Origin of the sequence: Buttiauxella cochleicola (assembly GCF_021282405.1) — a bacterium.
GTDB classification, from domain to species: domain Bacteria; phylum Pseudomonadota; class Gammaproteobacteria; order Enterobacterales; family Enterobacteriaceae; genus Buttiauxella; species Buttiauxella massiliensis.
This window is the reverse complement of record NZ_JAJSOU010000004.1, coordinates 299,216-320,414: the sequence shown is the minus strand read 5'-3', so window position 1 is coordinate 320,414 and position 21,199 is coordinate 299,216. Positions and strand designations below refer to the sequence as shown.

The following is a 21,199-nucleotide window of genomic DNA, read 5'->3' as shown; positions in this document are numbered from 1 at the left end:
CCTCGCTTAATGTCATGTAGCCCTTTCATGATTTAAGCAGGAAATATGCCATGTAAGTTTTAGTGCATTTTGCGGGGGGATTTGCGCGATTTTGTGGCAAAAGACGCGGGCAGAAAAAAGAACGCACCGTAGCGGTGCGCTCAGAGGGAAATTATTGTGCCTGGCACTGCGTCCAGCGAACACGCAGGGTGTCGTACGCCCAGTTGTAAATCACGCTATACGGCAGGAAGAACAGGAAGAAACCAATCTCCACCATAAACGCCTGCAGCAAGGATATATTCAGCATCCAGGCCGCCAGCGGCAGGCCAATCAGGATAAAGCCCCCTTCAAAGCCCAGCGAGTGCGCGATGCGCAGCGGCAAGCGGCGTTTTTGCCCGACCGGGAAGAATTTGTCGAAACCGGCGTTATAAATCATGTTCCACACCATCGCGACGGTGGACAGCATGATCGCCAGCGCCCCCATCTGGAACAGCGGCTTATTCATAATCCACGCCGCCAGCGGCGCACAAATCGCAATAGCGATAACTTCAAAACCCACCGCATGCAGGATGCGTTCGGCAAATGTTCTCTTTTGGGACTGCATAACTCACTCCAGACGAAATAAAAGCGATATGGCTCTGCGGCGTATTATTATCGTTATTAGTGATAGTATTAAGTTAATACCCATCGAGAAAAGCGATAGACGATGAAATATTCCCCCGAATCCCTCGAAGCGTTTTTACATGCGGTTGAAACCGGGTCGTTTTCTGCGGCGGCTCGCAAACTCAAAAAAAGCCAGTCGACGGTAAGCAGCGCGATTGCCAATCTGGAAGCGGATTTAGGTGTGACGCTGTTTGATCGCCAGAGCCGCCAGCCGATTCTGACCGACCAGGGTAAGCACGTTTTGCCATACATCCAGTCGATCATGGCGGCGAGCGAGCGGTTGAATGAAGTCTCGGTACGCCTTGCAGGCAACGTTGAGCCGCGCCTGAGTTTTGTGCTGTCGGATGTCTGGCAAACGTCACATCACGAGTCCATCCTGCAGCGTTTTTCACAGCGCTTCCCCGATATCGAATTCGAGTGTCTGATTGCTGAGGATGAAGATGTCATCGACCTGATACAAATTGGCCGGGCGCATGTCGGCGTCTTGCGCGTGCAGCCACGCTACCCGGTTGATGTCACGGTGGCGCGTTTGCAGGTCGGTGCGGAGATGGCGATTTTTATTCACCGTCAGCATGAGTTAGCCCGTCTGCCTGCGGTTGAAATGGATATGCTACAGACCGAACGCCAGCTTTGTTTGAGTACATTTACCGATCCGACCCGCAATAAAAGCGGCGGCCCGATGTGGTCATCACCATCGTTATTGATGCTATTGGAAATGGCAGAACAAGGGTTTGGTTGGGGGATTTTACCGCGCTGGCTGGTGGAGCAGTTTGGTCACGATGTGTTGCAGGAATTGCCGGTTGCGGGCTGGCCGCAGCGCATTGATGTGGATGTGTTGTGGTCGAATAAAACGCCGCCAGGCCCCGCCGGGCGTTGGATGATTGACCAGTTGCGGGCGCAGAATTAAAAAGAGAGGGCATTGGATGCCCTCTCTTATATGGCTTACTTGTTGCGCTTCGGCATTGTCTTCAGCAATTCATCCGGGCTGATGGACGCCACAATATCGCTGCCTGGTAATGGCATCTTGAGAATGTGGTTCTTCATCTTGCCGATCACGTGCATCTCACACGGTTTGCAGTCAAATTTCAGCGTCAACACTTCATCCTGATGCACCAGCTGCATTGGAGTGGCTTTCCAGCTTTTCACTGAACCTTTCGCCTGTTTCGGGCACAAGTTAAACGCAAAACGCAGACAGTGCTTAGTGATCATCACCGGCACTTCACCCTTCTCTTCATGGGCTTCATAAGCGGCATCAATCAGTTTCACGCCATAACGCTGATAAAACTCACGCGCTTTATGGTTATAAACGTTGGCAAGGAACGTCAAATGCTCATCCGGATAGACCGGTGGCGGAACGCTAACAGGTTTACGGGTGCCGCGTTGATACTGTTGCAGGCGCGCATCGGTCAGTTCGTCGATAGCTTCACGGCGCAGCTGATTCAACTGGCTGTTTGGCACGAACAATGGAGCGGGAAGATTCAACTCTACTTTTCGTGCCTGATACATGGTTTGACCCAGTTTCGTCAGGCCGTCGCGCAGGTTCGAGTACGCTTTTTCCGGGTTGTTCGCCACTTCGAATTGCCCTTCCAGCGTTTTAGTGACACTGACACCATCTTCACTGGTGAGGGTCAAAATCAGCTGTTCTTCCCAACCACCTAGCTCCAAATCCACCGCAATACGGCGTTCGCTGGACGTTTTCGTCAACGCCTGCTGCCAGTTATGGTCAAGGTTACGGTTGAGCGGATGGTTCGGGCGCACATTTTTTAGTGTCTCCGGCATCTCATTTGGCCAGACGCGATACTGATTTTTACCGGTTTTCTCCACCGTATTGGCACGGAAGCCAACGATATCGCGCTTGATCAACACGTTCAGACCATCACCATTGGTCAGCGTATCGGTGACGTTCACATCGAGGAAGTCTTTGCCGACTTTCAGGACTTCACCTACCGGTAAGCCGATATATTTTGGAGAATCAAAAGCGCCGATATCGATTTTGCGCTCGTTAACAAAATAGTCCGTGCTGCCACGGTGGAAGGTCTTATCCGGCGACGGAATAAAGAAGTGCGAAGTCTTGCCGGCGGAGGCACGAACCAAATCGGTGCGCTGCTCCATTAATTCATCCAGCAACTGGCGATAATAAGCGGTGATATTTTTCACATAACTCATATCTTTGTAGCGCCCTTCAATTTTGAAGGAACGCACGCCAGCATCGACCAATGCTGCAAGGTTGGCGCTTTGATCGTTATCTTTCATCGACAACAGATGTTTTTCATAGGCCACTACGCGGCCCTGATCGTCTTTCAGGGTGTACGGCAAACGACAAGCCTGGGAGCAATCACCTCGGTTTGCGCTGCGCCCGGTCTGAGCGTGGGAAATATTACATTGCCCTGAATAGGCCACACATAGCGCACCGTGAATAAAGAACTCAATCGTCGCGTCAACGTTGTCGTGAATGGCGCGGATTTGGTTGAGGTTCAGCTCACGTGCCAGAACGATTTGCGAGAAGCCCGCATCTGACAAGAATTTGGCTTTTTCTACGCTGCGAATGTCGCACTGGGTGCTGGCATGAATTTCAATCGGCGGCAGGTCCATTTCCAACACGCCCATGTCCTGCACAATCAGCGCATCCACGCCGACCTGATACAGGTCGTGGATCATACGTCGCGCCGGTTCCAGTTCGTTGTCATGCAGGATTGTATTCAGCGTAACAAAAATCTTCGCCCCATAACGGTGAGCAAACGGCACCAGCTCAGCAAGATCTTGCAGACTGTTGCCGGCATTATGGCGAGCGCCAAAGCCAGGCCCACCGATGTAGACCGCATCCGCGCCATGCAGAATGGCTTCGCGGGCGATGGAGGTGTCACGGGCTGGGCTGAGTAATTCAAGATGATTGGCGTGCAGGCGCATAGTGGGTCTGTTTCTATGTTATGGGTGAAAGGCGGGTATTGTAGTCAGATTGGCCGCGTAAGCATATAGCCGTCATACTTCAAGTTGCATGTGCGTTGGCTTCCTGCAACTTAAAGTATTTTGGGTATAGATCTGCACAGGCCAAAGCAAATGAAACATCCAGCAACCTTCAATTTGTTAGTTTCCAACATATATGAAACGGCGCAACAACATAGGCTAATAATAATGCTGGCGGCTGCTAAAGACGGTGTATTACAAAATGTTTTCACCTATACTTCCATAAGGAATAATTACAAAGAGTGATCATATTAGACCTATTAAAGTGGGAGCTAGTTGAATGACTCAGTTACGATGATTGGAAATGACCATAAACATAGAACATTCAAGGCTTTATAAGTCAGAAGGCGTTAAGTTGTTATACAACAACTCATTACCAGGCATTCTGATTACTTTTATTGCGTCTACCACTCTTGCCTTCACTTTTACCGACCATAATAATTTTTACGCCAAAATGACCTGGTGGCTGATCATGACCCTGGTTCTGGTCATTCGAGTCATTGATACCCATATGTGGATAAAAAGTGACGCCGACTGTAAAGGCAGAAAGGACTGGGTGGTGCGCTTTTCAATAGGCTGCTTAATAACGGCCATGTTGTGGAGCGTCTATGCGGTCACTTTCTATCCGCAATTTACTATTGAAGAACTTAGCTCTACGAATGTAATACTTGCCGCGATGGCTGGCGGAGCCACAAGTATCCTCTCGGCAAGCTTTCTGCTATCCGCGCTCTATAACATTATTATTTTAATGCCGATGTCCGTCTTGCTGATGCTGCAGCCAGAACAATATAAAATTAACCTCGGCGGGCTGGGCGTCTGTTTTACTTTAATCATGATTATCTCTTCTGCACGCTCAGCAAATTATATTAAAGAAGCTATCTTGTTGCGTTACCGAAACAAAAAACTTGTTTCCAGCATGGAAGAGACCATCCGAGAAAGAACGCAGGAAGTGTATGTTATATCCAATATAGACTCCCTCACGGGTCTGTATAACCGCACTGCTTTTTTGTCGGCAGTAGAAGGCATTGAGCGCGAATTTGAGCAGAACCATATTGCTGGCTTCTCCATTTTCTTTATCGACCTCGATGGTTTTAAAAATATTAATGACACCCTCGGCCACAATGTTGGCGACAAGGTACTGATTGCATTAAGTACCAGGCTTAAAAGCTTTATCGGGGACGGTAACTTTATGTGCCGTTGGGGTGGTGATGAATTTATTCTGTTGGTTAAGGAAAGTTCTCATGACATTACCAGTGAGCTTGCTGAGAATATCATCGCCAGCCTCTCCCTACCGATCCGTCTTGATGACCAAACCATTGCCCTGAATGCAACAATCGGTATTTCAGTTTGTCCTGAGCATGACTTTTCCATCACGCGACTGATTCAGCTTGCGGATATCGCCATGTATTCGCAAAAAGGCAAATATCCTGAACGTTTTGCTTTCTATAATCTCGAACTAGAACACAACCTGCGCCGCAAGATGACTCTCAATGAAGCACTAAAAGGTGCACTTGAGCGTGATGAGTTCCGCCTTGTGTATCAACCGATTGTTGACGCAACCGGCCAAATAGTCAGTTTTGAAGCCTTGATGCGCTGGCGTTATCAGGAGCAGGAGATTTCGCCAGTTGAATTTATCCCATTAATGGAACAAAGCGGCCGCATTGTTCAGGTGGGAAGCTGGGTACTGGAAGAAGCCTGTAAAACACTGGCGCAAATGCATAAAACAAATGCTCAAATTTGCATGTGCGTAAATATCTCGCTGATTCAATTTTACGACAAAGGGTTCGTCAATAACGTCAACCGGGTTATCGAACGCTATGCAATACCAGGGCATTTACTGCATCTGGAAGTCACTGAATCACTCTTCCAGTCTGAACAGATGATGATTAATGAAAAGGTCAGTCAGTTACAACAATGTGGCGTGAAATTCTCAGTAGATGATTTTGGGACGGGCTACTCAAGTTTGTCAGTTATCCAGAATATGAATATTGATTACATCAAAATTGACCGCTCGTTTATTCAGCATATTGAACACAAAGGTCTATCTATTGTTCAGGCGATGATGAATATGTCCAGAAGCCTCAACTTCAGTGTTATCGCCGAAGGTGTGGAGACGGAAAAACAGCGCCAGTTACTTGAGCAATGTGGCATCCCTTATATGCAGGGTTACTATTTCTCACGACCACTGGAACGCCCAAATGCGTTGGTTTATATCAACAAGGCCGTAGAACAAGAATCCTGTAACGAATACGCATAAGACGTTTAATTGCTCTCCCCCCGGAGAGCAATCCCCCCTATTCTTGCCCTTGCCAAATATTTCGCATAACAACGAACTTGCAGAGTTTTCAACATCATCACGTCTGTTGTTAATGAGTTGTGATGTTATAGTTCGACGACGCTATAAACATGAAGGGATAAAATGCGCACAATATCCATCCCATTGCCGACGATCCTGGCTGGATTCGTTGCTGTTTTAGTTGGCTACGCCAGTTCGGCGGCAATTATCTGGCAGGCGGCGGAAGCTGCTGGTGCTAACACGCTGCAAATCGCGGGTTGGCTGACGATGCTTGGGATAGGCATGGGGGTGAGTACTCTCGTGCTGACGATTTGGTATCGCACCCCTATTCTCACTGCCTGGTCCACTCCGGGTGCGGCTCTGCTCGCGACCAGTTTGCCAGGCCATTCGCTCAATGAAGCTATCGGCGTGTTTATTTTCGCCTCATTTTTAATTCTGCTGTGCGGTGTGACCGGTCTCTTCGCCCGTTTGATGCGCCTTATTCCCTCAACACTTTCCGCTGCGATGCTGGCAGGCATTCTGCTGCGCTTCGGCCTGGACGCATTTACTTCTTTGCAGGGGAATTTCTTACTCTGTGCCAGTATGTTGTTCGGCTGGCTACTGGCAAAAACCTGGGCGCCACGTTATGCCGTTGTGGTGGCAATGGTGGTCGGCCTGCTGGTTTGCATCATGAGCGGAAGCCTACAAAGCGGCAGTGTGCCGGTCGCAATGGTTATGCCAGAATTTACCGCACCACATTTTTCACTTTCGAGCCTGTTAGGCATCGGCATCCCTTTCTTCCTGGTGACCATGGCGTCACAAAACGCACCAGGTATTGCCACACTCAAAGCCTCCGGCTATGAGATTCCGGTATCGCCACTGATTGTGGTCACCGCGGCGATAGCTCTGTTACTGGCACCTTTTGGCGTATTTTCTATTTGTATTGCTGCGATCACTGCCGCAATTTGCCAGGGTTCTGAAGCGCATCCCGATCCGTCGAAGCGCTGGCTTGCCGCCGCTGCGGCGGGCGTGTTTTATTTGCTGGCGGGTGTGTTTGGCGGTTCGATCACCACGCTGCTCACGGCTTTGCCTGTCGCCTATATTCATACGCTGGCGGGGCTGGCGCTGCTGAGTACCATCGCCGGGAGTTTGTATCAGGCGCTTAATCATGAACGTGAGCGTGATGCGGCGATAGTGACGTTTCTGGTCACCGCTTCGGGCGTCAGTTTGCTGGGGATTGGTTCTGCTTTTTGGGGGTTGGTGGCTGGCGGGATATGTTACGCGTTGTTCTCATTTACCCGCCGCGCGTAGCTGTGACGGTGTTACGCCTATCGTCGCTTTAAAACGATTGCTGAAATGGCTTGCCGAGCTAAACCCGCAGGCCATCGCAATATCCGTCAGCGATAACTGGCTATTTTTCACTAATGCTTCGGCGCGTAACATGCGTCTTTGCATCACAAATTGGTGTGGTGCAAGTTGGGTTGATTGCTTAAACATGCGCGCAAAGTGAAACTCGCTGAGCCCTGCTTCTTGAGCCAGTTCGGTCAGTGTTAATGGCTCACTAAGGTGCTGTTCAATATATGCCTGGATATTTCGCAACACCGCAGGTGCCAGGCCTCCGCGCACATTAGGTAAACGCCACTGCACGTTGCTGTACGTCTGAACCAGGTGGGTCAGCAGCAGTGTTGATGCCGTACTCAACATCAAATGGTTCGCCTGCTGTTGCCAATCACTGCTGAGTAGAAAGTGGCGATACAACTGAGTAATACGCGGGTCCTCGCTGAAGATTTTTTCATCGAGCTGAAGAGCGGCCGGGCTGCGATCCCAGATTTGCTCCGCAATATGACGCAGATGTTCATCCGTACAATACAGATGCACAAATGAAAAATGGTTGCGAATATCCCAGGTAGTTTCTCCGTCTTTTGGCATCAGACAGAATCGATCTGGCCCACCACCATTTTTCCAACCTGAATTGGTTTTTTGGTAGGTTTCATAACCTTCATTCACATACATGCTTAACGTATGGTGATCGCTGCATTGCGTCACACGGTCGAGACTGTTTGACCAGGCCGACAGTTGAATCCCGGAACCCAGTTGCACATTATCTTCCAACACGGCGTTGTGCTGGCGAAGATTTTCAAATGCGTGATACGGCTGGGTCATGACTTACACCATCGAAGTTCGGGATAACAGTGTATGTAGTGGCCGCCTCCGTTACCAGCCATTAACAAACCATCAGGTAAAAAAAACCGCAAGAATATGCAAGCCAGGCAAGCAGGTGAAAGCATCTGCACGCGCAGATGTGGATACTCCCGCTATCGGTACAGGGAGATAACAAAATGAATGCAATACTTTATATTTCGGTGGTGGTTATTTGGGGGACGACCTGGCTTGCTATTTACATGCAGCAAGGCGTGGTGTCGGTGCCCGTATCAATTTTCTGGCGGTTTGCCGTGGCGGCAGTCGTGATGCTGGTGGTGTTACTGGCACTTGGGCGCTTGCGCCGTATCAGTTTGCGCGATCATCTGTTTTGTATGCTGCAAGGTGGCTGCGTTTTCGGCTTTAACTTTTTGTGTTTTTACCATGCCGCGGCGTATATCAGCTCAGGTCTTGAGTCGGTGATTTTCTCCATGGCTGTGCTGTTTAATGCAGTCAATAGTATGGTTTTCTTCCGTCAGCGCCCGAGCAAAAATTTACTGCCGGCCGCAGTTCTCGGCATTGCCGGGGTTGTTGCGCTGTTCTGGCATGATTTGGTCGCAACACAACTCGCGCCATCATTGCTGTTGGGCATTGGTTTAAGCGCCCTGGGCACCTTCGGTTTTTCACTGGGGAATATGATCAGCACGCGCCATCAGCGCCGTGGGCTTGAGACACTGTCCACCAATACCTACGCGATGTTTTACGGCACCATTATTATGGGTGTGCTGGCGCTGGTTCGCGGAGATTCGTTTATGCCGGAATTGACGCTGCGCTATCTTGGTTCGCTGTTCTACCTGGCGATTTTTGGTTCGGTGATTGCGTTTGGCGCCTATTTCACGCTGGTTGGGCGTATCGGATCAGGCCCGGCGGCATACAGCACATTGCTGTTCCCGTTAGTGGCGCTGAGTCTGTCAACAATTTATGAAGGCTATGTCTGGCACAGTAATGCCATTATCGGGCTTATCATGATCCTGCTGGGGAATCTGGTGATGTTTTCAAAACCGGGGATGTTTAGTGCACTGCCATGGCGCAAGCGGGCAGCATAAGAGGTAAAAAAAGGGAGCTTAGCTCCCTTTTCCGTGTAATAGCGCGTTATTTAACTTCAAACATGGACGCATCTGTCGCCATGTCATCAATCACTGATTTCAGCGAGTCTACGGTAATCGGTGCACTTTCATTGCTTACCGTTTTACCTTCGCCTTTACGTACGACTTTCATTACAACTTTGTTGGTTGAGGAGTCAATAAGCTCCCCTTCAAAATAGAGGTTTGTTTCCATCGTACGGTGGCCTGTTGCTGCTTCAGTACCCGCAACAATCATTGCCACTGGAATCACTTCATAGAACTGCAAACCTTGTTTGCTGCTGTCTACACCCGTAATTGCACCATGGAAAATCAAAGTACGCGGACCTGGCTTGCTGACCAGTTGGATGCGCTTCTCGGCACTCGCTTTCAACTGTTGATTGGCGTAAGCAAGGATCTTATCCAGTGTCTGAGCACCCAGTTGGGTAGTTGGTTTCGGCACCGGGTAGTAAGTCAGTGGATTGAAGATAAGTTTGTCGTAGTTGCTGCTTTTGAAGCTCGGATCAACCCAACGTAAAATCGTTTTCCCAGATGCAGATTTTGTTTCCTGAATACCGGAATAATTTTTTAAAAAACCCGAATACTTCTCAGGAGCGGTAACAGATGATGAACAGCCGGCCAAGGCTAACAGGCCTGTCAGGCAGGCGGCTTTAACACATAAAGAAGTGCGCATAATTTATCCCTGTAAATTGCATGTAAGCCTTTCAGTTATAGCAAAAAATTGGGAGTGCGCATGAAGTTATAAATGCTATTTTTCATAATTCAGATAACAGCCTCGAAATTTATTTTTAACATGCTCATTATTTAACTCGAACTACATAGTTTTTCGTATATAAAATAATCTTACATACAGTGAATAAATATGGAGTAACCATGATTCCACATCTGCGTATTGCTCGTCCGGTGACCGATCTTGCTCAAAGCAAAGAGATGTACTGTCTGGGATTGGGTTTGCAAGAACTCGGGGATTTTAGCGAGCACGACGGTTTTAGCGGCGTGATGTTGGGTCGTGATGGTTTAAGCTGGCATCTTGAATTTACTGTTTGCCACCGCCATCCGGTTGAACCCGCCGCAACAGTTGATGACCTCTTAGTGCTGTACTATCCGGATAACGCTCAATGGCAAAAAACCTGCCAGCAAATGCTGAATGCAGGTTTTGTAACCATTAACAGTTTTAATCCGTACTGGGATATCGCCGGGCGCACCTTTGTTGATAACGATGGTTATCGCATCGTGCTGCAAAACCGTGCCTGGCCTACAGCTTAGACTTTTCGTGCCAGCATAGTGGCGAATCGCAATTTGATACGGTTACCTTCCGCGTCGGTTTTATGTAATTCACCGACATCTTCGTTGTATTTCAGCAATTCCCAACCCGCGTAATAATGACTCAACTCACCTTCAGTAAAAGCAAACGGGAAGCCGACGGTGCAAGGGAAATCTTCGGTATCCATCGCAGCAACAATCAGGTTGTAACCACCAACTTTGGTGCAGCGCTGCATGTTGCTGATAAGCCCTGGTATGGTATTGCGCTCTAAAAACATCATCACCACGGTTGAGAGAATGAAATCGTATTCACCGTCGAAATGTAATGTATTGAGATCGACCACATCTGCAGTGATGTTTTTCAGCCCTTCCGCTTCAATAATTTTATTCAGGTTGCTAATGCTCATCGGGTTTTTATCCCACGCTGTTACATCAAACCCTTTTTGATTCAGATAAAGGCTGTTACGTCCGCTACCGCAACCGAGATCCAACGTTCTCCCAGGCCTGACAACCGTTACCGCATTCACCACGTCAGAATGGGTGCGAGTTAAGCCATATTTCTCGGTGAAATAATTCTCAGGAAGCATCTTAGTTTGTCCTTTTTGCAGGCCGTTCGACACGCAGCAGTAATTTACCCTGATAAAGCAGGATTACCGTGCGCACCAGCAGCAGGCCAATAATGAAATTAGTGAAGATAAATAGCGGCACAGCGAGTGCGGTAAAAAGCCCGTCGTTACTCCCCGTACCCAGATGAAGGGCTGTGGCAGCAAGTGCTGAAATACCGAACGAGAAGCTCCAGAACGAGGCATTAAAGGGCTGCATCAAATACCACGGCATCAGGCGCAACATAAACAGTAATTGCAGCAACCCGTAGCCAAACAGCATCTTGGCAAAGAAATCAGGTTGCCCACCGTTAACACTCAAATAAGCGTTGCAAGCAACCAGCGCAGGTGCGAGTTGAATGCCAAGTGAAGTTCGCGTCGATTCCGGGAGCTCACCAGCGCTACGTAAACGATGCAAAATCGCCGGTTCCAGGCTTAACCAGGAAAATACCCCCGCACCAAAAAACAAAATACCGAGGTCGTGGAAGCCAAGCGCACCGCAGGCCATCGCACTAATAAAATTGTTGGCAACAGTCGGCAAATAGAGTCCCGGCGTGGTGTCAGTATGCGGATGGCTGCCACGCCACAACCCGGCACTTTGCCATGCGGCGTATACCAATTGCACTGTCGCCCCAAAAGCAAACATACCCACGGCTAACGGGCGAATAAATGGCACTATGGCGATGGACACTAACATCGTTGTCGCAGGAAAGAGACTCACAAAACTGCCCTTTAACGGGTGGCGAACCTCATCGATAACCGTGTGCGGATATTTCACCAGTCGCACTATAAAAGCCAGCGCCAGAGCGAGCCAGATAGCAATTGCCAGGCTTTCGAATGCTTCACCAATCACCGGGGATACAGGCCAAATCGTAGCAGCGTAGCGCCAGGCAAAACCCATTCCGATGGTTCCAAGAACCATACCAAAATACCCGGCTGGGAGATTAAGCATGGTTCGCGTTACTGATTTATTCATTTCGTTTAAAACTTAAAATGTATTTTAGATGCATTTTATGTGATTGCACCGAAGAACTCCATCTGAGGATTTACCTGCTAAGTTTTAAACAGAAAGAAAACTAAGGCGAAGATGATGAACAAGTATCAGTTAACGGGTGATTCGCAGCTACATGATTATCTGGTCGATGGCAAAAAACAGCAGGTCAAACTCTGGCAAGTCATGGCCCTGTGTGATTTCAGCGACATCAAAGCCGGGCAACTGGGCGGCTGGATTGAAAACGAAGACAACCTTAGCCAACAAGGAAATTGCTGGATTTATGGCGGCGATTGCATGGTATATGGCGGCTCAAGTGTTAACGATGATGCGCAAGTTCATGGCAGTTCCACCCTTTGCCACCAGGCGCATATCAGCGGGAAAAGCATCATTAAAGAATCACTGATTAGCGGTGAATGCCGTATTTACGATGCCGCGCGCATTGTTAACGGCAGCCAGGTGATTGCGGTTCGTGGACTGACTGCCGACAACGATAAAGTGCTGCAAATTTATGGCAACGCTACGGTAAACGCATCGCGCGTGGTTCATCAGGCACAGATCTTTGGTAACGCGGTGGTGAACAATGCCTTTATTGAACACCGCGCTGAAGTGTTCGGGCAGGCAATTCTCGAAGGCAATGACGAGAACAATATCTGGATCTGCGACTGCGCCCGAGTGTTCGACAACGCGCGTATTATCGCAGGGCGTGGTGATGACCAGATCCCAACCATTCGCTACTCCTCGCAGGTCTACGGCAATGCGCTTATTGAAGGCGACTGCGTGCTAAAACACCATGTGCATATCTTCGACGATGCCACACTCATTGGTGGCCCTATCCAATTAGATAACCAGGTGCAGATTTACGGCCAGGCGCGGGTCACCGGCAATGTTCTGATAGAGAATAATGTGCAGATCTACGATAAAGCGGCGGTTGATGGGCTGGACGGTGAGCTCATTCATATACGTGGGATTAAGGATATTAACGGCGAGCAGCGTGTTACTCGCTCACCGTTTTATGGCGTGTTTTGAGAACCGTCGCGTTAACCAATAATCCGCGCGTAGATGTTCTGGTCATGGAACTCGCCATTTAAAAACTCAGCTTGTTTCAGGCGCCCTTCAAGCAGGAAACCATTACGCAACGCCACCTGATTACTGGCGACATTACTGACAATGCATTTGATCACAAAACGGCGGGCCAACCCTTCTTTGGAGTACTTACGAATGACCGCGTCTAAAGCTCGCGAAATAATTCCCAATCCCAGGACATCTTTATCCAGCCAATAACCGATATAGGCGGTTTTATTGGTCGGCTCTATCTGGTTAAACGAGAATACTCCTACCATTTTTTTATCCTGGAAAATCAGGAACATTTTCGCATAGCCGCGATGATGGAGGATATAGTTGCCCTGCGCCATTTTGCGCGAGTCCTCAACCGACAACACGAACCTCGGCCAGTCCATCGCTGTTTGTAACCAGGCTTTGTTCTTTTGTACCAAAGCAAAAATCTCATCCACATAACGTTCATTGATTGAATGAAGTGTTATGTGGTCATCAATGTTAATCACGTCGTCTTGCCAGTTATCAGAATCGCGCACGCACCCTCTCCTTCTTTTTATCTGTGGAAAATAATGGTGCAGAAAAATAGATTGCACCACAGACGATCCCCACCAATGCACAAATCAGTTTAACGCACGCCTCGCGCCGCTGCTGGGCTGCTTCACATGCTGGTATAGATATTGCTTAACATCTTTGTAACCCAAAGGAGACTTAGATGAAAGCGATCATAATTGGCGGCGGCATTGGTGGACTTTCGGCGGCAATTGCCCTGAAAAGATGTGGCATTACAACGGAAGTCTATGAAGCGGTCAAAGAAATCAAACCGGTTGGTGCGGCGATTTCGATTTGGCCAAATGGCGTGAAGTGCCTCAACTGGCTCGGCATGAAAGAGCAGCTCCAGCTATTGGGTGGGCCTATGGAATTTATGGCCTATAAAGAATTTGTCCACGGCCAAACCCTGACGCGCTTTAGTCTCGATCCTTTAATTCAAAGTGTTGGCGAGCGCCCCTATCCGGTGGCCCGTGCTGAATTGCAAGATATGCTGATTGATACTTATGGGCGTGCAGATATTCAGTTTGGCAAGCGCGTGGCGCGTATCGAAGAGTTCGATGGCGGCGTGCGGGCTTATTTTGAAGATGGTCATGTTGCCGAGGGCGACGTTTTGATTGCCGCCGACGGTACGCATTCGGTGATCCGCCCCTATGTGCTCGGCCACCAGACAGAGCGCCGTTATGCCGGTTACGTTAACTGGAATGGTCTGGTCGATATTGATGAATCTATTGCACCTGCCAACCAGTGGACGACATTTGTCGGCGAAGGCAAACGCGTGTCGCTGATGCCTGTTGCGGGCAATCGTTTTTACTTCTTCTTTGATGTGCCATTAGAAAAAGGACTGCCGGAAGATCGCAGCACGTTAAAAGCCGATTTAACCCGTTATTTTTCTGGTTGGGCAGATCCGGTGCAAAAGTTGATTTCCACAATTAACCCCGACACCACCAATCGCATAGAAATTCATGATATTGAGCCATTTATGCAATTAGTCCGTGGGCGAGTTGCACTACTTGGTGACTCAGGTCACAGCACCACGCCGGACATCGGCCAGGGCGGATGCGCTGCCATGGAAGACGCCGTTGTACTGGCCGTCGCGCTGCAAACCAACTCGCTAGGCGTAGAAGATGCACTGCTACGCTATCAGGAGAAGCGCGCATATCGCGTAAAAGACCTGGTGCTCAAGGCGCGCAAACGCTGCGATGTGACCCATGGTAAAGATATGAACATCACTCATAGCTGGTATGAAGAACTAAAAAGCGAAACCGGCGAGCGCGTATTGTCGGGCATGCGCGAAACGATTCTCGGTGGGCCGCTGGAATAAGTTGCACAAAATTTCACTCAAATCCTGAAGGATGTTCCAGAAATGACGTCAGAAATTGACGTCATTTTTTTATATGCTAGCATGACTTCATAAATTGACTTCACGGAAGGGTTCATGGGCTATGGCAAGGATTACCTCAGAAATAAACATCAAGGCACGTTAAAGCAGATTTTCAGCAAACCCACGTCAACGAGCGTCAAATGGCAAGATGTGGAGATGTTGATACTCGCGCTGGGTGGCGAAGTCAGTAACGGAAACGGTTCGAGAGTGCGCTTCCTGCTAAAAGGTAGCATTGCACGTTTTCACCGCCCCCACCCATCGCCTGACACTGACAAAGGTGCCATCGTCAATTTACGAGAATGGTTTGAAAGTATTGGAGTAACACCATGACGGATTCACATTCAATTCCAAACACAATGGTGATTTGCGGGCAACCGGCGTTAATCACCTGGGTTCCTGAAATCAGCCTATTTCGCGGCAAATTTCTTGGGCTTTCAGGCTACTGCGATTTTGTGGCAGATAGCGCTAAGGGCTTGATGCAGGAAGGTGAGATTTCGCTGAAAGCGTATCTTGCGGATTGCAAAGAAAGCGGCATTGAGCCGTATGAGCGCGAAGAGAAGATCAAAACCTTTACTCTGCGCTACCCCGAGTCATTTGGCGAACGTCTGGCGATTGCCGCCGCCGAACAGCGCATGTCGGTAAATAGCTATATTGTTGAAATGCTCAGCAAGCAGATGAAACTAAAGTGAATTTGTAGGATGACGCTGCACTTATCCGACCTACAAAAGATAAAGCCCCGTATTTGTTACGGGGCTTAAGCTGTTACTTCATGATCCGGTCATCAACGTATTTACGTTTATCCGGTGCTGGCGGGAAGTAATGATACAGCCAGGTTTCACTGATGGCATCGCCCTGGCAGCGCAGGAACATGCGCATATCGACCGGCGCAGTTGAGTCGTCCGTTGGATACCAGTCAAACAAAATACGATAGCCGTCGAATGGCTCGACATACAGAATTTCAATCTGTCTGGCTTCGCCGTTAGAGAGCGTGATAACCGGCTCGATACCTTTCGGTGCCGCAGCTTTCAAATCCCCGCCGATGAAATCAATGGCGAAACGGCGCGACCATTTTTCCGGGAAGTGTTCGCCAGGTGCCCAACCTTCCGGGAAGCTGCCCATACCGGTGCGGGTCGCGTAAACACGCGCCAACGGCGACTGAATCGGCGGCAAACCGCTCCAGTACAGACGGTATTTGAATTCCAGCTCATCACCGGCTTTCACCGGTTTCTCCGGCTGCCAGAAGCAGACGATATTATCGAGCGTTTCCCCTGTAGTCGGGATCTCCATCAGACCAATCGCGCCTTTACCCCACTTATTCAGCGGCTCAACCCACAGGCTTGGGCGCTTGTTATACCAGCCCATGATGTCCTGGTAATTGGCAAACTCGTGGTCGAGTTGCAGCAAACCGAATCCTTTCGGGTTGTTATCGAGATAAGCGTTGAACTGTAATTTCTGCGGGTTATTCAACGGGCGTGTCACCCACTCGCCGTTGCCACGCCACATTGCCAGGCGGTCGGAGTCATGAATTTGTGGGTGAATGGTGTCGCACATACGACGTTCATTAGTGCCGCAGGCAAACATACTGGTCATCGGTGCGATGCCCAATTGCTTAATATCTTCACGGGCATACAGGTGATTATCGACATCCATCACCACGCGCTCAGCTTCACAGCTGATAGTGAATTTGTACGCACCGGTGACGCTTGCGCTATCTAACAATGCGTAGACCACAAACTTCGTATCGCCTGCTTTCGCGGTTTCAAACCAGAAAGAGGTAAAGTCCGGGAACTCTTCCAACTGATCGGTATAGGTGTTTACCGCGAGGCCTCGAGCAGAAAGCCCATATTGGTATGTATTATCGACCGCACGGAAATAGCTCGCACCGAGGAATGAAACCACGTCACGGCGCGCCAGTTCTGGTGCTTTAAATGCTTTAAACCCGGCAAAGCCAAGATCAATCTGGCCTTCGAGTTGTTTGGTATCAACACCTGCGTCGTTGTAGTTGAACAGCTCAGGGCGGAAGTGAATTTCACGTGCCTGATGGCTTGCTGAATCTACGGAGAACATGCGTACACGGCGACGGAAGCCCATACCAACGTGGAAGAACTGCACGTCAAGTTGGCGGTTTTCGATGTTGTTCCACAGCGAGTGTTCAGCATCATACTGAATCGCGTTGTAGGCCTGTGGGGTTAAGTTTGCCAGTGTGTCCGGCAACGGACGCGGTTTGCCAACCCATGGTTTCTTCGACAAATCATGAGCCATTGACTGGAGCACGGAGAAATCGAATGCGGTGGTGCGACCATCGGCAATTTCAGACTCACCCGCATAAGCTGCGCGCGAGAAAAGCGTGGCAATTGAGGTCGTGCCGCTGACTGCGGCGAGAGCCATTGAGGCTTTGATAAAACGTCTGCGGTTCATGCCTGAAAGATTGTCCTTCATGTCGATGTATTTCGCTCCGCTCGGGCAGCACAGCGGCAAATTCCAGACCGCACACTCTAGACAAAAATCACTGAAAAACCAATCGCAGACACAGACCTTTACGAAGCGTCCGGCATTTTTTTCATGTACATGAGAATTCGATGAAAAAACGGCCCACAAAGTGAGCCGTTGAACGAATAAAGTGGTTACTTCACGGCGACATCAATACCCGGGAAATATTTCTTCGCAAGAGTCGTAATCGTGCCATCAGCACGTACTTTATCGATAGCGGCATCAAGCTGTTTTTTGGTCGCTTCATCGCCTTTACGCAATCCGTAACCAATACCACTGCCCAGAATCGTATCGTCGCTCACCGGCTTGCCGATAAAGCCAAAACCTTTGCCCTGCGGCTTGCTTAAGAAGCCTGCCTGACCTGCTGCTGACATCACCAAAGACGCATCGATACGGCCATTGAGCAAATCGCCCCACGCCATATTTTGGTCTTTATAAGAAACCACTGTTACGCCTTCTTTTTCCCAGTGTTCTTTCGCATAAGTTTCCTGAATGGAACCTTGCAAAACGCCGATAGTTTTACCTTTCAGCCCGGCAGGCGTTGCTTCCATACCGCTGTCAGCCTTGCCGACCAATTGTGATGGAATGCGGTAAATTGGCTGGGTAAAGTCGATGCTTTTACGGCGCTGCTCGGTGATATTCATTGCAGAGTTAATCGCATCGAATTTCTTCGCCATTAGCCCTGGAATCAGCGCATCAAACGACGTTTCAACCCATGAACATTTCAGGCTCGCCGCTTTACAGATCGCGTTGCCTAAATCGATATCAAACCCTTCCAGCTCGCCCGCCGAGTTACGGCTTTCAAACGGTGGGTACTCCGCTTCCACGCCGTAACGCAGTTCGGTTGCTGCGAATGCCGAGAATGACGCACACATCCCAACCAACAAACTTAACGCATAAACTTTTTTCATTATGACCTCGTATAGCGTGGCTTAACCTGGCAAAGTGCTTGAGCACCCGCACGTAACGTAGCTTCATCTTTTGCAAATGACAAACGAATCAACTTGTTGTCTGTTCCGTCGGTATAAAACGCGGAGAGCGGAATGGTCGCCACGCCATATTGAGTAATTAAACGTTTTACTAATTCGCTGTCTGATTCATCAGTGAAATGATCGAATTTCGCCAGCAGGAAGAAAGACCCGGCACTTGGCAGCAATTTAAACGGAGACTCAGCCAACAATGTCTGCATTAAATCGCGTTTGCGTTGGTAAAACGCCGCCAGCGACAGGTAGGTATCTGGGTTCGCCATATATTCAGCAAAAGCATATTGCATAGGAGTATCGGCTGAGAACATCAAAAACTGATGCACTTTGCAGATTTCAGTCATTAATTCTGCCGGAGCCAGGCAATAGCCCACACGCCAACCGGTCACGTGGAAGGTTTTGCCGAATGACGAAACGATAACACTGCGTTCAGCCAGCGCCGGATGTGTTGCCATGCCGTGATGGCGCTCACCATCAAAGACGATGTGTTCGTAGACTTCATCGGACAAAATAATGATGTCGGTATTACGCGTAAGCTCCGCCAACATTTCCAGGTCTTGTGCGCTAAACACCTGCCCGCTTGGGTTGTGCGGTGTGTTAACAATGATCATACGGGTACGAGGCGTAATAGCCGCGCGCACTTCATCCCAGTTGACGGTGAAATCTGGCAACGCCAGTTTCAACGCTACTGGTGTTGCACCTTGCAGGCGAACAATGGGCGCGTAGCTATCAAAAGATGGCTCGAAGTAAATGACTTCATCGCCAGGATGCACTAACCCGCTAATCGCCGAATACAGCCCTTCGCTGGCGCTGGCGGTAATTAAGATTTCATCGTCTACGTCATAATTCGAGCCGTATAGCGTGGCGACCTTTTCTGCAATCAGGGTTTTTAACGGCCTGAAACCGGTCATCGATGCATATTGGTTATGGTTGTCCTGCATCGCTTTGGTGACACCGGCGATTAATTTCGGATCTGGCGAAAAGTTTGGTGCGCCCTGCGAAAGATTAATGGCGTTATGTTGCGCCGAGAGTTGGCCGATAACAGTAAAGATGGTGGTTCCAACATCCGGTAGTTTTGAACGAAATTGCACCGGGGTTTGCATAGTCATGGCCTCTCATGTGAAAACGCGATTTGCATAACTATTCAATATGCAACAGGTTGCTTCCACAACCGAATTGTTGTCATAATAGCCATGCAAAAAACTCATAGCTCAGCGGAGAGCAATCGAATGCGGCGCAACTTCCCTCTTAATACTGTTGATGCTTTCCTGGTGACAGCCAAACATCTGAATCTGACTCGCGCGGCAAAAGAACTCTGTCTGACACAAGGTGCCGTCAGCCGCAAAATCTCCACGCTTGAGGGATGGCTCGGCTATGCCCTCTTCGATCGTCATGCTCGCGGGCTGCATCTCACACCGCAAGGCTCTGCGCTGTTGCCGGAATTGCAGCAATCTTTTGAGCACTTGCTGAATGTCGCCAGTAATGCCTGCCACAAATCCAGCGTTATCCGCCTGAAAGCTCCGACCTGCGCCATGCGCTGGCTAGTGCCGAAACTTGTGCAACTGGAAATTGCATCACCTGAGATTCAGGTTGCGTTAACCACCACTGTTGAACACGGCGTGAATTTCAAAAACGAACCTTTTGATGCAGCGATTATTTTTGGTAAGCCTTCCGCGAACGGCACATTGCTGTTTGAAGAAAGACTCACACCGGTCATCAGCCAGCACTTGTTGCCGGACGGAGAATTAACGCCAGAAGATTTGAGTCGTTATACATTTCTTCATCCGACACGCGATCGCACCGACTGGTCACTGTGGTTTGGGCAAAACGTCCCTAACCCTCCCGCTATGAATAAAAATCAACACTTCGATACTATGGATCTGGCGATCAGTGCCGCGATTCAGGGTTTTGGCATTGCCATTGCCGATGCCACGTTAGTGGCGGAGGATTTGCACCGTGGACGGTTGGTACAGCCGTTCGCCGGCAGCGTGAAGACCGGAGCGTGTTATTGTCTGGCGTTGCGGCCGGGGGAGGAAAGCCATGCGGGGCTTGAGGCGTTCAGGCAAGGGTTGCTAGCAATAAGTGAATAGGGATTTCTATGCGAGTTAGCGGACTATTCCGTTCACTAAACGTTTATTGATCCCTGTATTTACCGAAACGGTGAACGTATCAAGGGTGCTACCCGCAGCACCCTTGATAATCCCGGCTCCCGGCGATTAAATCGCTGCTTCGCAGTAAACCTCCATTTTTCCTTTCAGTCCCAGGGTCGGTTGTGACGCGCTCCCGGCGATCACAACCTCTCGCCGTTCCCGACGGCTCGACCCGGCCTTACAGTCAAAACGGAGGCGATTTATGCCGGACTCAAAGGTCAACAGCAAAACCCAGGGTCAAAAGCCAGTCTGGTTTTGACTTAAGGTTTTGACGTTGACCTTCATCCCCGGCTTCAATCGCGCCGGTTTTTACCCTTCAGTCGTGGTCACGTGGTCGGGAACCACGTGAGTGAGCGATCGCCGGGAGCGAATCGCGAACGACCGCGAATGTTGGGTAAAAAACGGTGTTTACCGCGAAGCGGCGATTGACTTGCCGGGCGCCAGGATTGCCAAGGAGAGGGCGTTCTCTCCTTGGCACGTTCACCGTTCGCTGATCCATGTAGGAACGGTGAACTTTCGGGTGAACGGAAAATCTCGATCCACCATAAGCCATAAGCCTACGCCCCCAT

Annotated in this window: 20 protein-coding genes; 10 read left to right on the top strand and 10 right to left on the bottom strand. The window is 49.5% G+C overall.

What is annotated here, in order from left to right:
- Positions 1 to 151: 151 nt before the first annotated feature.
- Positions 152 to 583 carry a multidrug/biocide efflux PACE transporter gene (locus LVQ79_RS07765; protein ID WP_232864500.1) on the bottom strand — a complete coding sequence of 144 codons (432 nt, stop codon included), beginning with the start codon at positions 581 to 583 and terminating at the stop codon, positions 152 to 154.
- Between the two features lie 102 nt (positions 584 to 685).
- Here LVQ79_RS07765 and LVQ79_RS07760 point away from each other — a divergent pair, with 102 nt between their 5' ends.
- On the top strand, positions 686 to 1,549 hold the full coding sequence (locus tag LVQ79_RS07760; protein WP_232864499.1) for a LysR family transcriptional regulator: 864 nt from the start codon (positions 686 to 688) through the stop codon (positions 1,547 to 1,549).
- Positions 1,550 to 1,584: 35 nt separating this feature from the next.
- Here the strand turns inward: LVQ79_RS07760 and LVQ79_RS07755 are convergent, their stop codons facing one another.
- Positions 1,585 to 3,549, bottom strand: coding sequence for a peptidase U32 family protein (locus LVQ79_RS07755; RefSeq protein WP_232864498.1), 1,965 nt, complete (start codon positions 3,547 to 3,549; stop codon positions 1,585 to 1,587).
- A 361-nt stretch (positions 3,550 to 3,910) separates the two neighbouring features.
- Here LVQ79_RS07755 and LVQ79_RS07750 point away from each other — a divergent pair, with 361 nt between their 5' ends.
- Entirely contained in the window at positions 3,911 to 5,863 is a 1,953-nt protein-coding gene (locus tag LVQ79_RS07750) for a putative bifunctional diguanylate cyclase/phosphodiesterase (RefSeq protein WP_232864497.1), read from the top strand.
- 162 nt (positions 5,864 to 6,025) lie between these two features.
- Positions 6,026 to 7,192 (top strand): benzoate/H(+) symporter BenE family transporter, encoded by a 1,167-nt coding sequence (locus LVQ79_RS07745; RefSeq protein WP_232864496.1) that lies wholly within the window; start codon positions 6,026 to 6,028, stop codon positions 7,190 to 7,192.
- Here LVQ79_RS07745 and LVQ79_RS07740 read toward each other — a convergent pair.
- Positions 7,172 to 8,044, bottom strand: coding sequence for an AraC family transcriptional regulator (locus tag LVQ79_RS07740; protein ID WP_232864495.1), 873 nt, complete (start codon positions 8,042 to 8,044; stop codon positions 7,172 to 7,174). The two genes, LVQ79_RS07745 and LVQ79_RS07740, sit on opposite strands and share 21 nt — an antisense overlap.
- Positions 8,045 to 8,220: 176 nt before the next feature.
- Between LVQ79_RS07740 and LVQ79_RS07735 the strand changes: the two genes are divergently transcribed.
- Positions 8,221 to 9,126 (top strand): DMT family transporter, encoded by a 906-nt coding sequence (locus LVQ79_RS07735; protein WP_232864494.1) that lies wholly within the window; start codon positions 8,221 to 8,223, stop codon positions 9,124 to 9,126.
- 46 nt (positions 9,127 to 9,172) lie between these two features.
- Here LVQ79_RS07735 and LVQ79_RS07730 read toward each other — a convergent pair whose 3' ends face one another.
- A complete protein-coding gene (locus tag LVQ79_RS07730; RefSeq protein WP_232864493.1) occupies positions 9,173 to 9,835 on the bottom strand; it encodes a DUF3313 domain-containing protein in 663 nt (220 codons plus the stop codon).
- A 200-nt stretch (positions 9,836 to 10,035) separates the two neighbouring features.
- Between LVQ79_RS07730 and LVQ79_RS07725 the strand changes: the two genes are divergently transcribed.
- Positions 10,036 to 10,428, top strand: a complete 393-nt coding sequence (locus tag LVQ79_RS07725; protein WP_232864492.1) for a VOC family protein — start codon at positions 10,036 to 10,038, stop codon at positions 10,426 to 10,428.
- Here LVQ79_RS07725 and tehB read toward each other — a convergent pair.
- Positions 10,425 to 11,012 carry a tellurite resistance methyltransferase TehB gene (gene tehB, locus LVQ79_RS07720; protein ID WP_232864491.1) on the bottom strand — a complete coding sequence of 196 codons (588 nt, stop codon included), beginning with the start codon at positions 11,010 to 11,012 and terminating at the stop codon, positions 10,425 to 10,427. The two genes, LVQ79_RS07725 and tehB, sit on opposite strands and share 4 nt — an antisense overlap.
- A 1-nt stretch (position 11,013) precedes the next feature.
- A complete protein-coding gene (tehA, locus tag LVQ79_RS07715; protein ID WP_232864490.1) occupies positions 11,014 to 12,003 on the bottom strand; it encodes a dicarboxylate transporter/tellurite-resistance protein TehA in 990 nt (329 codons plus the stop codon).
- Between the two features lie 111 nt (positions 12,004 to 12,114).
- Between tehA and ydcK the strand changes: the two genes are divergently transcribed.
- Entirely contained in the window at positions 12,115 to 13,047 is a 933-nt protein-coding gene (gene ydcK, locus LVQ79_RS07710; protein WP_370639839.1) for a YdcK family protein, read from the top strand.
- An 11-nt stretch (positions 13,048 to 13,058) separates the two neighbouring features.
- Here ydcK and rimL read toward each other — a convergent pair whose 3' ends face one another.
- On the bottom strand, positions 13,059 to 13,613 hold the full coding sequence (gene rimL / locus LVQ79_RS07705; protein ID WP_151993368.1) for a 50S ribosomal protein L7/L12-serine acetyltransferase: 555 nt from the start codon (positions 13,611 to 13,613) through the stop codon (positions 13,059 to 13,061).
- 176 nt (positions 13,614 to 13,789) lie between these two features.
- Between rimL and hpxO the strand changes: the two genes are divergently transcribed.
- The 3 genes from hpxO (at position 13,790) to LVQ79_RS07690 (ending at position 15,696) form a co-directional block, all read left to right on the top strand.
- On the top strand, positions 13,790 to 14,947 hold the full coding sequence (gene hpxO / locus LVQ79_RS07700; RefSeq protein WP_232864489.1) for an FAD-dependent urate hydroxylase HpxO: 1,158 nt from the start codon (positions 13,790 to 13,792) through the stop codon (positions 14,945 to 14,947).
- Between the two features lie 114 nt (positions 14,948 to 15,061).
- Positions 15,062 to 15,337 (top strand): type II toxin-antitoxin system HicA family toxin, encoded by a 276-nt coding sequence (locus tag LVQ79_RS07695; protein ID WP_232864488.1) that lies wholly within the window; start codon positions 15,062 to 15,064, stop codon positions 15,335 to 15,337.
- Entirely contained in the window at positions 15,334 to 15,696 is a 363-nt protein-coding gene (locus LVQ79_RS07690) for a type II toxin-antitoxin system HicB family antitoxin (RefSeq protein WP_151993365.1), read from the top strand. The genes LVQ79_RS07695 and LVQ79_RS07690 overlap by 4 nt, the downstream gene beginning before the upstream one ends.
- Positions 15,697 to 15,769: 73 nt before the next feature.
- On the opposite strand, the gene LVQ79_RS07685 is transcribed toward LVQ79_RS07690, so the two are convergent.
- The 3 genes from LVQ79_RS07685 to LVQ79_RS07675 form a co-directional block, all read right to left on the bottom strand.
- A complete protein-coding gene (locus LVQ79_RS07685; protein ID WP_232864519.1) occupies positions 15,770 to 17,425 on the bottom strand; it encodes a glucan biosynthesis protein D in 1,656 nt (551 codons plus the stop codon).
- A 206-nt stretch (positions 17,426 to 17,631) separates the two neighbouring features.
- Positions 17,632 to 18,408, bottom strand: coding sequence for a transporter substrate-binding domain-containing protein (locus LVQ79_RS07680; protein WP_232864487.1), 777 nt, complete (start codon positions 18,406 to 18,408; stop codon positions 17,632 to 17,634).
- Complete coding sequence (locus LVQ79_RS07675) at positions 18,408 to 19,589, bottom strand: pyridoxal phosphate-dependent aminotransferase (RefSeq protein WP_232864486.1); 1,182 nt, start codon at positions 19,587 to 19,589, stop codon at positions 18,408 to 18,410. Before LVQ79_RS07675 ends, LVQ79_RS07680 begins: the two co-directional genes overlap by 1 nt.
- Before the next feature lie 120 nt (positions 19,590 to 19,709).
- Between LVQ79_RS07675 and LVQ79_RS07670 the strand changes: the two genes are divergently transcribed.
- Positions 19,710 to 20,570: a LysR substrate-binding domain-containing protein gene (locus LVQ79_RS07670; protein ID WP_232864485.1), complete on the top strand. Its 861-nt coding sequence runs from the start codon at positions 19,710 to 19,712 to the stop codon at positions 20,568 to 20,570.
- Positions 20,571 to 21,199: the final 629 nt, after the last annotated feature.

What these genes read in the sequence shown, in the direction of transcription:
- LVQ79_RS07735 (WP_232864494.1), top strand. Translation starts at nt 8,221, where the DNA reads ATGAATGCAATACTTTATATTTCGGTGGTGGTTATTTGGGGGACGACC.
- LVQ79_RS07690 (WP_151993365.1), top strand. Translation starts at nt 15,334, where the DNA reads ATGACGGATTCACATTCAATTCCAAACACAATGGTGATTTGCGGGCAA.
- LVQ79_RS07685 (WP_232864519.1), bottom strand. Translation starts at nt 17,425, where the DNA reads ATGAACCGCAGACGTTTTATCAAAGCCTCAATGGCTCTCGCCGCAGTC.
- LVQ79_RS07760 (WP_232864499.1), top strand. Translation starts at nt 686, where the DNA reads ATGAAATATTCCCCCGAATCCCTCGAAGCGTTTTTACATGCGGTTGAA.
- LVQ79_RS07755 (WP_232864498.1), bottom strand. Translation starts at nt 3,549, where the DNA reads ATGCGCCTGCACGCCAATCATCTTGAATTACTCAGCCCAGCCCGTGAC.
- LVQ79_RS07740 (WP_232864495.1), bottom strand. Translation starts at nt 8,044, where the DNA reads ATGACCCAGCCGTATCACGCATTTGAAAATCTTCGCCAGCACAACGCC.
- LVQ79_RS07670 (WP_232864485.1), top strand. Translation starts at nt 19,710, where the DNA reads ATGCGGCGCAACTTCCCTCTTAATACTGTTGATGCTTTCCTGGTGACA.
- tehB (WP_232864491.1), bottom strand. Translation starts at nt 11,012, where the DNA reads ATGCTTCCTGAGAATTATTTCACCGAGAAATATGGCTTAACTCGCACC.
- LVQ79_RS07695 (WP_232864488.1), top strand. Translation starts at nt 15,062, where the DNA reads ATGGGCTATGGCAAGGATTACCTCAGAAATAAACATCAAGGCACGTTA.
- LVQ79_RS07730 (WP_232864493.1), bottom strand. Translation starts at nt 9,835, where the DNA reads ATGCGCACTTCTTTATGTGTTAAAGCCGCCTGCCTGACAGGCCTGTTA.
- tehA (WP_232864490.1), bottom strand. Translation starts at nt 12,003, where the DNA reads ATGAATAAATCAGTAACGCGAACCATGCTTAATCTCCCAGCCGGGTAT.
- LVQ79_RS07675 (WP_232864486.1), bottom strand. Translation starts at nt 19,589, where the DNA reads ATGACTATGCAAACCCCGGTGCAATTTCGTTCAAAACTACCGGATGTT.
- ydcK (WP_370639839.1), top strand. Translation starts at nt 12,115, where the DNA reads ATGATGAACAAGTATCAGTTAACGGGTGATTCGCAGCTACATGATTAT.
- LVQ79_RS07765 (WP_232864500.1), bottom strand. Translation starts at nt 583, where the DNA reads ATGCAGTCCCAAAAGAGAACATTTGCCGAACGCATCCTGCATGCGGTG.
- hpxO (WP_232864489.1), top strand. Translation starts at nt 13,790, where the DNA reads ATGAAAGCGATCATAATTGGCGGCGGCATTGGTGGACTTTCGGCGGCA.
- LVQ79_RS07680 (WP_232864487.1), bottom strand. Translation starts at nt 18,408, where the DNA reads ATGAAAAAAGTTTATGCGTTAAGTTTGTTGGTTGGGATGTGTGCGTCA.
- LVQ79_RS07750 (WP_232864497.1), top strand. Translation starts at nt 3,911, where the DNA reads ATGACCATAAACATAGAACATTCAAGGCTTTATAAGTCAGAAGGCGTT.
- LVQ79_RS07745 (WP_232864496.1), top strand. Translation starts at nt 6,026, where the DNA reads ATGCGCACAATATCCATCCCATTGCCGACGATCCTGGCTGGATTCGTT.
- LVQ79_RS07725 (WP_232864492.1), top strand. Translation starts at nt 10,036, where the DNA reads ATGATTCCACATCTGCGTATTGCTCGTCCGGTGACCGATCTTGCTCAA.